17 protein-coding genes are annotated in these 15,904 nt (G+C 39.4%); 9 read left to right on the top strand and 8 right to left on the bottom strand.

Annotation, left to right across the window (positions count from 1 at the left end; all coding sequences use genetic code 11):
- Positions 1–256 precede the first annotated feature (256 nt).
- The 5 genes from rpmH to mnmE all read left to right on the top strand — a co-directional run bounded on the left by rpmH (position 257) and on the right by mnmE (position 4,356).
- On the top strand, positions 257–391 hold the full coding sequence (gene rpmH, locus NL42_RS09425; RefSeq protein WP_000831329.1) for a 50S ribosomal protein L34: 135 nt from the start codon (positions 257–259) through the stop codon (positions 389–391).
- Positions 392–420: 29 nt separating this feature from the next.
- Positions 421–813 carry a ribonuclease P protein component gene (rnpA, locus tag NL42_RS09420; RefSeq protein WP_016139733.1) on the top strand — a complete coding sequence of 131 codons (393 nt, stop codon included), beginning with the start codon at positions 421–423 and terminating at the stop codon, positions 811–813.
- A 10-nt stretch (positions 814–823) separates the two neighbouring features.
- Positions 824–1,144, top strand: coding sequence for a membrane protein insertion efficiency factor YidD (yidD, locus tag NL42_RS09415; RefSeq protein WP_461312560.1), 321 nt, complete (start codon positions 824–826; stop codon positions 1,142–1,144).
- A 5-nt stretch (positions 1,145–1,149) separates the two neighbouring features.
- Positions 1,150–2,910 carry a membrane protein insertase YidC gene (gene yidC / locus NL42_RS09410; protein WP_446092069.1) on the top strand — a complete coding sequence of 587 codons (1,761 nt, stop codon included), beginning with the start codon at positions 1,150–1,152 and terminating at the stop codon, positions 2,908–2,910.
- A 90-nt stretch (positions 2,911–3,000) separates the two neighbouring features.
- Positions 3,001–4,356 carry a tRNA uridine-5-carboxymethylaminomethyl(34) synthesis GTPase MnmE gene (gene mnmE, locus NL42_RS09405; protein ID WP_461312559.1) on the top strand — a complete coding sequence of 452 codons (1,356 nt, stop codon included), beginning with the start codon at positions 3,001–3,003 and terminating at the stop codon, positions 4,354–4,356.
- 49 nt (positions 4,357–4,405) lie between these two features.
- Here the strand turns inward: mnmE and NL42_RS09400 are convergent, their stop codons facing one another.
- Entirely contained in the window at positions 4,406–4,669 is a 264-nt protein-coding gene (locus NL42_RS09400) for a metal/formaldehyde-sensitive transcriptional repressor (protein WP_004795563.1), read from the bottom strand.
- A 57-nt stretch (positions 4,670–4,726) separates the two neighbouring features.
- Between NL42_RS09400 and dmeF the strand changes: the two genes are divergently transcribed.
- Positions 4,727–5,695, top strand: a complete 969-nt coding sequence (gene dmeF, locus NL42_RS09395; RefSeq protein ID WP_461312558.1) for a CDF family Co(II)/Ni(II) efflux transporter DmeF — start codon at positions 4,727–4,729, stop codon at positions 5,693–5,695.
- Positions 5,696–5,790: 95 nt separating this feature from the next.
- Positions 5,791–6,489 (top strand): DsbC family protein, encoded by a 699-nt coding sequence (locus tag NL42_RS09390; protein ID WP_461312557.1) that lies wholly within the window; start codon positions 5,791–5,793, stop codon positions 6,487–6,489.
- Between the two features lie 52 nt (positions 6,490–6,541).
- Here the strand turns inward: NL42_RS09390 and NL42_RS09385 are convergent, their stop codons facing one another.
- The 6 genes from NL42_RS09385 to NL42_RS09360 form a co-directional block, all read right to left on the bottom strand.
- A complete protein-coding gene (locus NL42_RS09385) occupies positions 6,542–6,793 on the bottom strand; it encodes a GlsB/YeaQ/YmgE family stress response membrane protein (protein ID WP_002115476.1) in 252 nt (83 codons plus the stop codon).
- A 172-nt stretch (positions 6,794–6,965) separates the two neighbouring features.
- Positions 6,966–7,493, bottom strand: a complete 528-nt coding sequence (gene hpt / locus NL42_RS09380) for a hypoxanthine phosphoribosyltransferase (protein WP_199986040.1) — start codon at positions 7,491–7,493, stop codon at positions 6,966–6,968.
- Between the two features lie 217 nt (positions 7,494–7,710).
- A complete protein-coding gene (gene guaD / locus NL42_RS09375) occupies positions 7,711–9,033 on the bottom strand; it encodes a guanine deaminase (protein ID WP_461312556.1) in 1,323 nt (440 codons plus the stop codon).
- A gap of 56 nt (positions 9,034–9,089) precedes the next feature.
- Entirely contained in the window at positions 9,090–10,145 is a 1,056-nt protein-coding gene (locus NL42_RS09370) for a Rieske 2Fe-2S domain-containing protein (RefSeq protein WP_461312555.1), read from the bottom strand.
- 297 nt (positions 10,146–10,442) lie between these two features.
- Positions 10,443–11,399, bottom strand: a complete 957-nt coding sequence (locus tag NL42_RS09365; protein WP_461312554.1) for a TerC family protein — start codon at positions 11,397–11,399, stop codon at positions 10,443–10,445.
- 318 nt (positions 11,400–11,717) lie between these two features.
- Positions 11,718–12,314: an undecaprenyl-diphosphatase gene (locus NL42_RS09360; RefSeq protein ID WP_461312553.1), complete on the bottom strand. Its 597-nt coding sequence runs from the start codon at positions 12,312–12,314 to the stop codon at positions 11,718–11,720.
- Positions 12,315–12,449: 135 nt separating this feature from the next.
- On the opposite strand from NL42_RS09360, the gene NL42_RS09355 reads away from it, so the two are divergent.
- Positions 12,450–13,700, top strand: coding sequence for a low temperature requirement protein A (locus NL42_RS09355; RefSeq protein ID WP_461312552.1), 1,251 nt, complete (start codon positions 12,450–12,452; stop codon positions 13,698–13,700).
- A 70-nt stretch (positions 13,701–13,770) separates the two neighbouring features.
- Here the strand turns inward: NL42_RS09355 and mpl are convergent, their stop codons facing one another.
- The gene (gene mpl, locus NL42_RS09350; RefSeq protein WP_461312551.1) at positions 13,771–15,144 is read right to left on the bottom strand and encodes a UDP-N-acetylmuramate:L-alanyl-gamma-D-glutamyl-meso-diaminopimelate ligase; all 1,374 of its coding nucleotides are present in this window, start codon (positions 15,142–15,144) and stop codon (positions 13,771–13,773) included.
- A 240-nt stretch (positions 15,145–15,384) separates the two neighbouring features.
- Between mpl and NL42_RS09345 the strand changes: the two genes are divergently transcribed.
- Positions 15,385–15,747, top strand: a complete 363-nt coding sequence (locus tag NL42_RS09345) for a DMT family protein (protein ID WP_199968772.1) — start codon at positions 15,385–15,387, stop codon at positions 15,745–15,747.
- Positions 15,748–15,904 lie beyond the last annotated feature (157 nt).

Raw genomic sequence — 15,904 nt, 5'->3', positions numbered from 1 at the left:
CAAGATGATATCTTGTTTTGTTGATAAGTATGTATATAAGGTGTGTATATAATAAAAGTTCTAATTAAAATAGACAATTAGTTTGTGCATAACTTTAAAAACTATATATTGCAATGAATTATGACAATCATAAAAAAGAAGTAGAGAGATTAAAATTTGGGTTAAATACAAAACTTTCTTGGTTTTTCATTGACAGAGTAAACATTGCACAATAAAATCGCGGACCTTATAAAAGATCATTTTTGGGAGTTTCGATATGAAACGTACTTTCCAGCCATCTGAATTAAAGCGTAAACGCGTTCATGGTTTCCGTGCTCGTATGGCAACTAAAGCTGGTCGTCAAGTATTAGCTCGTCGCCGTGCAAAAGGTCGTCATAGCTTAACTGTTTAATACTGTTACGCTGACCAGACTTGGGTGTGATGACACTTTACAATTTTAGCACAGATGTGCGAATACGCTGTGCTGCAGATTATAAAAGTGTATTCGATGGTGCGCTTTTTAAAGTGCATCAACCCCATTTTTTATTTCTTGCAAAATTAACCGAACAGCCTAATAGCCGTTTGGGTATTGTCGTTGCTAAGAAAAAAGTGCGCCGTGCGCATGAAAGAAATCGAATAAAACGTCTTGCTCGTGAGAGCTTTCGTCTACACCAACCGAATTTTGGATCAGACATAGATATTGTGGTAATGCCGAAAGTCGGTATAGAAGCGATTACGAATGCTGAGCTATATCAACAATTAGATTTTGCTTGGCAAAAATTACAGCGCTTAGCAAAAAAACATTCTAAAGTTGGCACAAACTCGCAGAATTAAGAGATAGCCAATGGTTCGTTATCTACGTTGGTTGATTCGACTGTATCAAATTGCGATTAGTCCGCTTCTTGGACCCCGTTGTCGTTATATTCCGACCTGTTCCCAATATGCGATAGAAGCATTGCAAACTCATGGTGCGATAAAAGGCGTTTGGTTATCTTCTAAACGGATTTGTCGTTGTCATCCGTGGGGAGGATCTGGATATGATCCAGTACCGCCAAAAGCAATTCGTTTTATTTCGTTTCATCAAATAGATTCTCAAACGCTTCATGTTGCTGTACCCTTTCGTGATCGTTTACTGAAGCAAAATCTCTCTAACCATTTGGGGTAATAGATATGCAACAATGGGCCAGGTTTGCAATTCTCGGGGCCATGTTTGTCACCGCATATTTGCTCATTTTGGCTTGGCAAAAAGATTATGGAAATGCTGCAACTGCACCGCAAAAACAAGCGGCGGCTGTCAGTTCACATGAAGTATCTGCTGATTTGCCAAATGCTAAAAATGCAACAGTGGCTTCCGATGTGCCACAAGCAAATATTGCGCAGTCACAAACCACAGATGCAACTGCACCTGTGAATCAACAGCTTATTTCAGTACAAACTGACCTTTACCATATTTGGATCAATCCAAAAGGTGGTGATATTGTTCGTATTGAATTACTCTCACACGACAGAAGCAAAGACAGCGATCAGCCTTTTGTTATGCTTGAAAATGATGCCAAGCGTACATATGTTGCTCAATCTGGCTTAATTGGTTTGAATGGACCAGATAGCAGTCGTGGTGGTCGTCCATTATATGCTGTTGAAAAAACATCATATACTTTGGCTGATGCGAAGGGTGTACAGGATCAAAAGGGTCAATCTGAAAAAGTTTTAAACGTTCCGATGGTATTTAAGACACCTGAAGGCGTTGAAATTATTAAAACTTTTACCTTTACCCAAGGGCAATATCCAATTGTTGTAAGACATCAAGTTATTAACCGTAGCCAACAAAGCTGGCAAGGTCAGATGTTTGGACAATTAAAGCGTGATAACTCTGAAGATCCTGGTAAATCTTCTCAAGGTATTTTCACTCTAGGAACTTTCTTAGGTGGAGCTTGGGGGACACCTGATTCACACTACAATAAGCTTAAGTTTGCTAATTTCTCAGAAGAAAAAGTAAGCACTGAAGCGAAGGGTGGATGGGTTGCGATTGTTCAGCATTATTTTGTAAGTGCTTGGATTCCTGGGAATCTTAAACTGACTCAAGCAAATGGTCAGCCTTATGTAGCTAAACTTGAATCTCGTCAATCTGCTGATCATATGAATATCATTGGTTTTACCTCACCAGTGATTAATGTTCCAGCAGGCACTTCAATGGAAGTGGACGCAAAACTTTATTCAGGTCCGAAAGTACAATCTGAATTAAAAGATTTAGCTGTTGGTTTGAATCAGACTGTTGATTATGGTTGGTTATGGCCGATTGCGAAGTTACTGTTCTTAGGTCTTCAATTCTTCCATAGCATTGTGGGCAACTGGGGATGGTCAATCATCTTACTTACCGTTATGGTGAAGATGATTTTGTGGCCTTTATCTTCAAAAAGTTATCGTTCTATGGCGAAAATGCGTGTGATTGCACCAGAAATGCAACGCATGAAAGAAGAGTTCGGTGAAGACCGTATGCGCTTCTCGCAAGAAATGATGGCTTTATACAAACGTGAACAAGTGAATCCTCTTTCAGGCTGTTTACCGTTGTTGCTACAAATGCCAATTTTCCTTGCATTGTACTGGGTACTCATGGAAAGTGTGGAATTACGTCACGCACCATGGTTAGGCTGGATTCAAGACTTGTCAGCAATGGATCCTTGGTTCATCTTGCCGTTGATCATGGGTGCTACCATGTTTGCACAGCAAATGTTGAACCCACAACCAGCTGACCCGATGCAGGCAAAAGTGTTCCGTATTATGCCGATTATGTTCACGGTATTTATGTTGTTCTTCCCTGCAGGTCTCGTGCTTTACTGGATTGTGAACAACAGTATTACAATTTTACAGCAATCGTTTATTAACAAGAGTGTTGCGAAAAGTCGTATAAATAAGACTGAATCAGCATCTTAATCGTTTAACTTTTGCTGAATAAATCCGCTTAAGATGGTAATCTTAGGCGGATTTTTCTTTGGCTGGATTTTAGGTTTTTAGGTGAATAATATGCAAAGTCAAACCACGATTGCCGCAATTGCAACGCCGCCAGGGCGTGGTGGTGTGGGCGTGATTCGCCTATCGGGGCCTAAAGCTTATGAAATTGCTCAAAACCTGACACAGAAAAACTTGCCTGAAGCACGTATGGCTGGGTTCCGTAAGTTTTATGATGCTGATGGAAGCATTATGGATGAAGGGATTGTCCTATGCTTTCCCAATCCTCACTCATTTACAGGTGAAGATGTTGTAGAACTACAAGGTCACGGCGGTCCAGTCATTCAAAACGCATTGCTTGGTCGTCTATTTGAGCTTGGTGCAATTGCCGCAAAAGCGGGTGAGTTTTCCATGCGCGCTTTTGAAAATGGCAAGATGGATTTGGTGCAAGCTGAAGCGATTGCCGATTTGATTGATGCGACATCGCAAGCTGCTGCACGTTCTGCTGTTCGCTCTTTACAAGGCGCTTTTTCAACAAAAATTAATACCGTTTTAGAAAAACTGATCCATTTACGCTTGCATGTTGAAGCTGCAATTGATTTTCCTGAAGAAGAAATCGATTTCTTGGCAGATGGCAAAATTTTAGCTTTACTCGAAGATGTTCAGCAGTCCGTACATGCCGTTCAAACATCTGCGCGACAGGGCCAATTACTACGTGAAGGTTTACAAGTTGTTATTGCAGGTAAACCAAATGCGGGTAAGTCGAGCTTGTTAAATGCGCTAGCTGGCGTTGAACGCGCAATTGTGACCGATATTGCTGGTACAACTCGCGATGTTTTACATGAAAAAATTAGCTTAAATGGTCTGCCAATTACCTTAACAGACACCGCAGGTCTTCGTGAAACAGGTGATATTGTTGAAAAAGAAGGGATTCGTAGAGCAATCAAAGAAATTGAACAAGCTGATTTGTTATTGCTGGTTTATGATTTAAATCAAGGCGATGACCCGTTAAAACTTGCTCAAGAATATTTTGCTGAACACATTGAACCGCGCCGTTTAATGTTAATTGGTAATAAATGCGATTTAACTGGCCAATTAGCTGAAATAAACGATTTTCAAGGGTTCCGTCACATTACCGTTTCGGCAAAACAAGAGATGGGCGTACAAGGCCTTGTAGAGGCGATTACAGCCCATGCAGGCTTTCATCCTGAGGAAGATGCATTTATTGCGAGAACTCGTCATTTAGACGCAATGAAGCGCACACAGCTCTATCTTTCAGAAGCACATGAGCAACTTGTTGTATTTAACGCGGGTGAACTGGTCGCTGAATCACTGCGTCTTGCTCAAAATGCTTTAGGTGAAATTACTGGTGACTTTAGCGCCGATGACCTATTAGGCAAAATCTTTGGTTCGTTTTGTATTGGAAAATAACTACAGAATTCTGAATGATGCACATGGCTGTGTCATTCAGTCACCTCGTTTAGCCGTATCTTTTTAGAACTTTTAAAAACTCATCTAACTCATTCTGATCAACTTGGGCTTCTTTGAGCACATGGTGATGTAAGTGTTGTTCCATCAATTCACTCATCAAACCGTTTATCGCACCTTTAATTGCAGCAACTTGTTGCAGTATTTCTATGCATGAAATATCAGGCTGTTCAACGGCATGCTCAATACTATTAATTTGCCCTTTTAATCGTTTTACACGATTAACTATTTTTTTATCCTGACCAATGTGACTCATCTGTGTTCTCTTGTATAATTCAATATACTGGTAGGGAGTATATTGGGTTTAAATTTTATGCAGGATTATAGTGTATCACGTCATCATCAACATCAGTTTGATGAAGGAAATCCACTTGCACAAAAACGTATTTTGATTGCAACGATTTTAACGGCATCCATGATGGTATTAGAAATATTGGGTGGATGGTTTTTCAATTCAATGGCACTTCTGGCTGATGGTTGGCATATGAGTTCACATATGTTGGCACTCGGTTTAGCCTATTTTGCCTATCGTGCAGCTCGTCATTATTCCAAAGATCATCGATTTAGTTTTGGAACTTGGAAAATCGAGATTTTAGCGGGTTATAGCAGTGCAATTTTGCTGATGGTTGTTGCCATTTTTATGGCTTTTCAGTCGATACAACGTTTATTTAATCCAGTTGAGATTTTTTATAATGAAGCAATTCCTATTGCAATTTTAGGTTTGGTCATTAACTTGATTTGCGCATGGTTACTTCACGATGATGGGCACCATCACCATCACCATCACCATCACCATCACGAGCATGATCATGGACATCACCACCATGATTTAAACCAAAAAGCCGCTTTTTTACATGTAGTTGCAGATGCTGTGACCTCCGTTTTTGCAATTATTGCGCTTTGTGCGGGTAAATATTTCGGTTGGGATTTTTTAGATGCGCTTTTGGGGATTCTAGGTGCTATTTTGGTTGCAAAATGGTCTCTTGGGTTATTGAAAGAGACAGGAAAAACCCTTTTAGATGCAGAAATGGACCATCCTGTGGTTGAAGAAATTCGTGAAGTGATTGTTGAATTTCTTAAACACATTGAAATTACGGATATTCATGTCTGGAAAGTCGCAAAAGGTAAGTTTTCTTGTATTTTAGCGCTCGAAACTGATGATATTTCTTTAACCGCAGATCAGATTCGTCAGGCTTTATCCATTCATGATGAAATTGTGCATATATCGGTAGAAATTAATACTCTAAGACCTACTTATGTTCCACGTGAAACATTGGCATAAATGAGTGGCATTTTGGTTATAACTCGGTAATCAGTTCTGTTTTCAAAAGCTGAACTGATTAAAATGATCTCCTCTCCTACCTATGAATCGGTTTTATGCTTAAAAAATTAGGAATATTGGCGTTATTTAGCCTAACTACAAGTATGAGTTTCGCCAATGTGGATTCTGTTAGGGAAAATATTAAAAAACAATATCCTAATTTGAAAATTAGCAATATTCAGAAAACCGAAATGCCTGGGCTATATAGCGCTAATCTCGATCAACAAATTATCTATGTTGGTGAAGATGGGCAACATATGTTTGTAGGCTCTATGATTCGTTTAAAAGACCAGAAAAACTTAACTAAAGATTTGGTATTAGGACAGAACTCAATTGATTGGACACAATTGCCTTTAAAAGATGCGATTAAAACAGTCAAAGGTAATGGACAGCATGTTTTTGCCGTATTTTCTGATCCAAACTGTCCTTATTGTAAGCAGCTCGAGCCTGAACTCGATAAGCTGAAAGATGTGACCATTTACACGTTCATCTATCCTCTAAAGCCTCAGTCTATTGTTGTTTCTAGACAGGTTTGGTGTGCGCCAAATCAATCCTATTCATGGAAAAAACTGATTCAACAAGGTGTTAAACCAACAGTTGCAAGCTGTGCTAATCCAATTGATCGTAATTTAGAACTTGGAAAGAAATTAGGTTTTAATGGTACCCCTACCCTGATTTTTGCAAATGGATTTAAATTGGTAGGCGCTCGATCTGCCGAAGAAATTCAGGCAGTGTGGAAAGAATTAGGTCTATAAAATGTATTATAAAAAAAGCACCATCAGGTGCTTTTTTATTGCCTAAAAGTCATTAACTTTTTCGTGCAATCAAGTTGTAGATAAAAAGAATAACGATGGCGCCAATTACAGATGCGATAAAGCCCGCAGCTGAATTTTCTCCATAAAGGCCAAGTAACCGACCACCATAAGTGGCTAGAAGTGAACCTGCAATACCAATTAGAGTGGTTACGATAAAACCTGCTTTATCATCTCCAGGATGTAAGGCACGAGCGATTAAGCCAGCAAAGAAACCAACTACAATAGCGACAATGAGTGACCACATATTTGTTCTCCAGTTGTTTTTTTGATGAAGTTAATGATTTTGCTTCATATTCTATCGTGCGGCAGAGTCATCTATTTTGTCTGTAGCAGATTGCGACTTTTTGTGTCTTTTTTGTTCGAAGCTAAAGTTTTATATAAAAAAATAGCACCGTGAGGTGCTATTTTTTTGAAATTTATAAACCAATTTCGCCAATAAATGGTAAGTGGCGATATTTTTGGTCGTAGTCTAATCCATAACCCACAATGAATCTGTCTTCTACTTCAAAACCTAAAAATTTAACTTCAAGATCAATTTCACGGCGAGATGGTTTACTCACTAACGTGCACAATTGAATCGAATTTGGTTCACGAGTTTGCAGCATTTCCATAACTTTGCTTAAGGTATTACCTGAGTCGATAATATCTTCAACAACCAATACATCTTTACCGCGAATTTCACCATCAAGATCTTTTAAGATTTTAACATCTCGACTTGAAGTCGTACCGCCGCCGTAGCTAGACACTGTCATAAAGTCGAGTTCATGCGGTTTCGTAATCGTTCGGCACAAGTCTGCCATGAAAATAACAGAACCACGCAGTAGCCCGATCAGGACTAACTCTTTGTCACTATTTGCATAGTGAGCGTTAATTTGCTCGCCGAGCTCTTTGACTTTTGCTTGAATTTCTTCGGTTGAAATCATGATGCTCATTGCAACAGTCATGTCAGATTCCTACAAGATATAAAAGAAAAAATAAAAAAGGTGTTGACCTGCAACACCTCTAAAATCTGAGTTAATGGTAAAATTTTAAAGCAAAATGATGTTTCATGCACCCTTTGATGACTCTGAAGTTTTATCATTTTGAGCAATATGTCGATCCCGCTTTAATACAAGAGCACATATTCCAAATAATAACAAAAACTTAACGGCCCGATTTTTATTAGGCTGTTTCTTTTTGATAAGCACGGTTTCCATAAATATAAGTCGCTTCAATATTACGGTCATCACCTAAAGTGAATAATGCAAACAACGAATCTTCAACAGATTTGGATTTAGACTGACGCAGTTGCTGTAGTGCAGTTGGCTTAAGGTTGAGTACCACAAAGTCTGCTTCTTTACCGATGTTGAAATTGCCTAACTTGTCCTGCAAATCAAGCGCTTTTGCTCCGCCTAGTGTGGCGTGATAGAGCGCTTCATAAGCTGAAAGTTTATCACCCTGTAACTGTTGGACCTTATAAGCCTCATTAACAGTTTGCAGCAAACTAAACGATGTACCAGCACCGATATCTGTACCTAAGCCTACTTTTACTTGTTTTTCCCAAGTTTTTTTCAATGGAAATAAACCACTACCTAAGAACAGGTTTGAAGTTGGGCAAAATGCGATAGCCGACTGCGTATCATGCATACATTGCCATTCTTCATCTTCTAAGTGAACACAATGCGCAAACACAGAACGTTTACCAGTTAGACCGTAATGTTGATAAACATCTAAGTAACCTGCTTGTTCTGGAAATAAAGATTTCACCCAAGCAATTTCATCTTTGTTCTCGCTTAAATGCGTATGTACATAAACATCCGGAAATTCTTGTTTTAACTGTCCTGCTCTTTCTAACTGTTCAGGTGTAGACGTTGGTGCAAAACGTGGGGTAATCGCATAGAGAGCACGGCCCTTACCATGCCATTTTTCAATGAGTGATTTAGTGTCGCTGTAAGCCGTTTCTGGTGTGTCACAAAGCGCTTCAGGGGCATTGCGGTCCATGAGTACCTTACCGGCAATTAAACGCATCTGAACGCGTTCTGCGGCTTCAAATAAGGCATCAACAGACTCAGGATGGACCGTACAGAAAACGAGGGCCATGGTTGTACCGTGTTTTAATAGTTCCTGAATAAAGAACTGAGCAATTTCATTTGCATATGCTTTGTCTTGAAACTGGATTTCAGTTGGAAAAGTATAGGTATTAAGCCAGCTTAAAAGTTGCTCGCCGTAAGCTCCCACCATTTCGGTTTGCGGGAAGTGAATATGGGTATCAATAAAGCCAGGTACAATCAATTGTTCTGGGTAATGTTGAATCTCAACCCCAGCAGGAAGATGGGCTTGGGCTTCTTCCCATGCACCAAACCATTTGATTTTTCCATGTTCACTAATCAATACACCATCTTCTAAATAACGCACTTGATTTGGAATATCAGTTGGCTCAGAGACGGTTTGCTGGATATCTAAAAAACGACCACGCACAACGGTGGTATTTGCGATCAATGACATGGAAAGCCTTTATATTTTCACTTTTTTCGATTGATTGTACCCCAGTTAACCAATATTTAAACGGTATAACGTTTACTTAGTCCCCATTCAGCCAAAATCCGTCGATAAGTCGTTGATGAACGGTCTGCTTCAAAATGTGCTTCCATCATTAAATCAAGTGGCAGGTCTTCAGGCTTTTGTGATTCGACCATGTCTTGGTCTTCTGCAAAAATTTGGGCATTAAATGCATATACCTTTTCTAAATCGCCTGTTTGATCAAAGTTACGGGTAAGTGGAACAAATAAACGGGTTTTATTACTTGAGATAGGACAGCATGCATTCAATATTTTTAAAATGCCACCTTCGGGGAAATCGACCGTAAGCACAGCTGAAAAAGGTGGATAGACATCAAAGGTGCGTTTCCATAAAAAGCCTTCTGGTTCGAGATGTTTTAGCTCATGTGGATAGTTACTGACATTGCTGATATAGACTGTTTTTAGGCCGTAGCTGGTGCGTTCAGTATGATATTTGGGTACAACAGGGTTCTCTCGATTCGCAAAGGCATTGTGATGTACCCATGCGAAATGCGCGACATCGATAAACCCTTCGAGTTGACGTCCGCTAGACCCTCCAATATCTACAAAAGGCGGCAAAATTGATTGATGCTCAGCATGCTCCCAAGTATCTAATACAGGAATATTGGCTTGAGTAAGGTCACGACTGTGAATACTGGTCCAAATCAGGCCATATCGTTGCACGACTGGAAATTTGGTTAGAGAAAAACGATCAGAAATTTTGGTCAACTCAGGTTGAGCTGGTATTTGGGTGCACTTCCCTTCGGTGTTATAGCGTAGACCATGATAGGGACACACAATTTCTTCGTCGTCCACCCACCCTTTGGTTAAAGGCACACCACGATGTGGGCAAATGTCTCGGACCAGATGAATTTCGCCACTTTCTGTCTTATATAGGGCCATATTCACATCTAATAACGTCACTCTTTGTGGTGCAGTAGAGACATCTTGAATACGTGCGACGGGATACCAGTGAGTAGATAAAATTTCCCAATCTTTTGCTTCAAAACTGCTGTTACACGGCATTGCAAGGGGCGTTAAAGTTGGAATCGCATTCATGGCATCACTCCTTAAAAAAATCAGGGCTCTCGCGAGCCCTTAAAATCTAGGCTTTTTTCTTTTTAGGAAATGCAAAGAGCTTGCCAATATTGATTTTTAATAAAGAAGTTAAGAGTAAAATTATTAAAATACATAAACTTATTTAATTATATTTTTGAATTTTTGTTCTAATTTAGCTTTAAACATGAAAGCTTATTATTTGTTAAGTACTTAAAATGCACTGATTGATCGCAAGCAAGACCCAATAAAAAAGCACTTTTAAAGTGCTTTTTTATGTAGATCCCTTGATAGGATGAATTAAGACTGCAATTGCTTTTTGTTGTGTCGTAAAGAGAGATACGCGGTAATTGCTAACACTATTACGATAAAGCTTAAAGAAATCCAGATTGGCATGTGGAATACATCAAGCAACAACATTTTCGCGCCAATGAACAATAAGATGATGCCTAAACCATATGGTAAGTAATGCAGTTTAGAAGCAGCGCCAGCAAGCAAGAAGAACATTGCGCGTAAGCCTAAAATTGCCATTAAGTTCGCTGTTAAAACAATAAATGGATCACTGGTTACCGCGAAAATAGCAGGAATAGAGTCTACTGCGAAAATCACGTCTGAAGCTTCAACCAAAATCAATACTAAAAATAACGGCGTTGCCCACAGTAAACCATTTTGACGTACAAAGAATTTGTCACCTTCAAGCTGTGGTGTAATACGCATGTGCTTACGTAACCATTTTAGAGCTTTGATATCTTCAATATTGGTTTCTTCTTCTTGGCCCTTTAAGAATTTGAAACCTGTATATACCAAGAACGCACCAAAGATATAAAGCACCCATGAAAACTCTTGAACAAACCATGCGCCAATAAAGATAAACAGAGTACGCAGTACGATTGCGCCTAATACGCCGTAGAGCAAAATTTTACGTTGTAGTGCAGCTGGAATAGCAAATGCCGCAAAAATCATTAACCAGACGAAAACGTTGTCAATTGCGAGAGACTTTTCAAGTAAGTAACCTGCGAAGTATTCCATGGTTTTTTGATTTGCTAAGGTCGCACCAGCCGTTTGCTGTAGATATAGCCATAAACCACCACCAAATAAAACCGCGACGCTTACCCACGCCACGCTCCAGTAAGCAGCTTGCTTAATTGAGACATCTTGGCCTTGTTTTTGTTTAAAGCCTAAGAAGTCCACTAAAAGCATGACAATAACAATGCCAAAGAATGCTATATACAGCCATAAATTGCCGATCGATTCCATAAATCCTCCATACATCCGGCAATTGGGCATAAAAAAACCTCGACCAGTCGCCAGATGAATTAAACATCTGTATCAACATGATCAAGGTCTTGCCTACATCATGAATTTCATGATGCTCAGATACCGACTTTTTAATAAAAGTGTATTGACGATATCTGACACATAACATTGCTGTTATGTTTGGAGGAGGCTACTCCCCTTGTCAAACTAAATTCTGTTTTGGATAAAACATATCCAATTTCACATAGAATGGCAGATTTTTTTATATTACGCAACTGAACTTAATGCCGTAGTTTTAATATAAAAAAGATCTACGGATTATTTAATCAAACCACGGTCTAAAAGCGGTTTGCATATAATCTGGTAAAGGTGAATAAAGAATGCAGTGAAGCGTGTACCGTAAGCATTCCAGAAGTAATAACCTGCTGTATTGACCAGTAGCGCGACAATAAAAGCCCCTAACATGTCTAACGGGAAATGCACACCTAAATAAATACGTGACCATGCCACCACAAATGATAAGGATAGAAGAATGATTCCAATTATTTTGCGCTGAGCAAACAAATAAGACAGAGCAATAGTGCTGAAAATCAGCATATGATTACTTGGAAAAGATGCTGTTGGTGCATGCTCAATAAAAGTAGTACCAACACCCATCACAAACGGTCTTGCGTGATGGTAAAACAGAGAAATAACATAGCCCACTAAAAGCGACACGCAGGTCAAAAAGACAGATTTAACAACCCTGTTTTTTAAATCTTGATCGCCATAGAACCATAAGAATGTAAGGATGAATAAAAGAATATAGAGGAGATCATTAGCAAAAAAGATAGCAAGACGAATGATAAATTGACTCGCATCCTGAGCCCCATTAATCACATGGAATAAGCTAAGGTTGAGTGTTTCTAAAGACATTCATATTCCAAACAACAACAAAAACGTGGGCTATGATAAAGAATTAAGCCTAATGGCTTGATAAAGAATTGTCACAAAAATGAAATATAGCTTGTTTGTGAGTAAAGATTAAACAACAAGCCTAGATAATTTTTAATGCGCGATCTGGACGTTAATATTAAAGTGTTAGCGTGTTGGCACTTTATTCGAGAACGTTATTTTATGACTACTCAAGAAAAACAGAAAAAATTAAGTTTGAGGCCTTTATCTCCAAGAGATCCACAACAGCCGCATAGAGCAGCGACTCCTCTCGAATTATTGTTCGATTTAATTTTTGTAGTAGCGATTGCAACAGCTGGTCAGCAGTTACACCACGCCATTATTGAAAATCACCTCTGGCATGCGTTACCAAGCTACTTGATGGTATTTTTTGCGCTGTGGTGGGCATGGATGAATTTTTCATGGTTTGCTTCAGCTTACGATAATGACGATGCGTTGTATCGATGCCTTACCTTTGTACAGATTGTGGGTTCATTGGTAATGGCCGCAGGGATTCCTGATGTGTTTCGTAGTCAGGATTTTGACATAATGATCATCGGTTATGTGATCATGCGAATGGCACTCGTTACCCAGTGGTTGCGTGCAGCAAAATATGATCCTGCTCGGCGTATTACGGCTTATCGTTATGCAATAGGCATCGTATTGGTACAGATTGGTTGGTTAGTTGCCAATTTCACACATGTACTCTCAGTCCCTTTATTTTTATTTGTGGCTGCGATGGAGCTATTTGTTCCCTACTATGCAGAAAAATATTCACCTACGCCGTGGCATCCACATCATATTGTAGAGCGTTATGCCTTACTCACGATTATTGTTCTGGGTGAATCAATCGTCGGTAGTTTTAATGCAATACGTGATTCCTTAGCCGCTCAGTCAATGAATATTCCTGCCGTTTTCTTAATGATCGGTGGATTGATACTGATGTTTGCAATGTGGTGGGCTTATTTTGACCGAAGCGAACAACACCATCATTTTAAAGGTGTACGTCCCTTTGTTTGGGGATACGGCCATTATTTTATTTTTGTCAGTATTGCTGCGGTGGGTGCTGCGCTTGCTGCCGCTGTGGATGTCACAACCCATCATGCACATATTTCCGATTTATATATGGGAATAGTCGTTGCGGTGAGTGTGGTGCTCTATACCACCTGTATTTGGGGACTATATGAATTTGAATGTTTAACGGGGATCAGCAAATGGTTTTACCCTATTACAGCGCTCATTATTTTATGTATTCCGTTTATTTGTAATAACGTGGGATATAGCATTTTTGCGATGGGAATTGTCTATAGTTTACGTTTAATGGTTTCTAATAAATTTATGGCCAATATAGAGCCAGAAAAAGTTTAAAAATAATTGATATAAAAAAACGGGTTTCAATTTGAAACCCGTTTTTTTATTGAATCATCTAAAGCGGAAGTTAAGCAGCTTTCGCTTTTAATGCGCTCATGAGTTTTTGATGTAATCCGCCAAAGCCACCATTAGACATAATCACAACGGCATCGCCCTCACCTGCTTCATTGACAATACGCTCAATAATTTCGTCAAGTGAACGACTGACTTTAGCATGATTAGAAGCGGCTTCAATCACGGGTTGTAAATCCCAATCTAAACCTTCTGGCTGATACCAGATGACTTCGTCTGCTAAGCGTGCTGAGTGTGCTAAGCCATCTTTATGACTGCCCATACGCATTGTGTTTGAACGTGGTTCGATAATGGCCCATAAACGGCGTTCACCTAAGCGTTTACGTGCGCCATCTAAAGTGGTGTCAATTGCTGTTGGGTGGTGAGCAAAGTCATCATAAACCTCAATACCATTGACTGTACCAAGTAACTCCATACGACGTTTTACGCCGCCAAAGTTAGACAAAGCTTCACAAGCTTGTTCAAGCGTAACACCTACATGTTGAGCGGCTGCAATCGTTGCCAAAGCATTAGCTACGTTATGTTGGCCTGTCATGGTCCATTTAACTTCGCCAACGACATTGCCATTTTCTAATACTTTAAAATCGCTACCATCAATTGAAATTAATTCAGCAGACAAAGCAGCTTTTCCATTCGCTTCTAGACTTGTACGAATCACTGGTGTCCAGCAACCCATTTCAAGCACTTCATCAATATGAGTTTCAGTAATTGGCGCAATAATACGGCCTTCACTTGGAATGGTACGAACAAGATGATGGAATTGCTTTTGAATTGCTGCTAGGTCATCAAAAATATCGGCATGATCAAATTCAAGGTTGTTTAAAATCGCCGTTTTTGGGTGATAGTGAACAAATTTAGAACGTTTATCAAAGAAAGCAGAGTCATATTCATCTGCCTCAACGCAGAAGTATTTTCCACCGCCTAAACGAGCGCTTTCACTAAAACCAAGTGGAACACCACCAATTAAAAAGCCTGGATTTAAACCAGCCTGATCAAGTACCCAAGCCAGCATGGTTGTAGTCGTGGTTTTACCATGAGTACCTGCTACACCAAGCACATGTTTACCTTGTAGAACATGATCGGCAAGGAACTGTGGGCCAGAAATATATGGCAAACCTTCGTTCAGCATATATTCCACGGCATCAATACCACGTTTCATGGCATTGCCGACAATCACCAAATCTGGATGAGGCTGTAAATGACTACGGTCGTAGCCTTGCATGAGGGTAATGCCTGCGTTTTCTAACTGGGTAGACATTGGTGGGTAAACGTTTGAATCGGAACCGGTTACCTTATGTCCTAAATCACGAGCTAAAAGTGCTAAAGAGCCCATAAAAGTGCCACAAATACCCAATATATGCAGATGCATTGCTCGCCTTCTCCACTGCTTTTGTACACAATATTCGTATGAATGACTGTGTGTTCATTATTGATAAATTTGCCAGCAACGATAGCAAGGCTAAACTCGAAAAGATAGTCAAAAATCGTTGTTGTTCTATGTGTTTGAGGCCCTGGCAAAAGCACATCTTTATTTTTTCGATTTAAGCTGAATTACAGTTTTATCTTTTATAATGTTTTGTATCTTTAGAATACTTAAATCATCGTGATGATGAAGGATGTGCCTTTGAATCCAACGGTTTTAGCTTTTGCTTTCTTAATTATTTCTAACTGCTTTATGACACTTGCATGGTATGGGCATCTTAAATTTTTACACCATGCTCCACTCTGGCAAGCGATTTTATTCGGTTGGATTATAGCCCTGCTTGAATATAGTTTTATGATTCCGGCAACTCGTATGCTGAGTGCGCAAGGCTGGTTACTCGGTGAAATGAAAATTACACAGGAAGTGGTCACACTGATTGTGTTTGTACCGTTTATGCTTTTCTTGTTTAAACAACCATTTAAATTAGATTATTTATGGGCGATGGTATGTTTATTTGGCTGCGTCTACTTCGTATTTAGAAGCCAGTAAGCTGCAATAGGTTGCATTAAATGTTTTATTCTACTTTGCAATAAGCTATTGCTCTTCCAAATACCTGTTTATTTTGCAGGATGTTTAAATAATATTAATAAAATTTGAGAATGCGTCATCGTTATAAACTATGACATTTTTTGACGAGATTAAAAAT

The sequence above is a fragment of the Acinetobacter sp. GN11 genome (assembly GCF_054823985.1).
The sequence above is the reverse complement of the archived record's forward strand: the minus strand, read 5'-3'. Positions and strand labels throughout refer to the sequence as shown.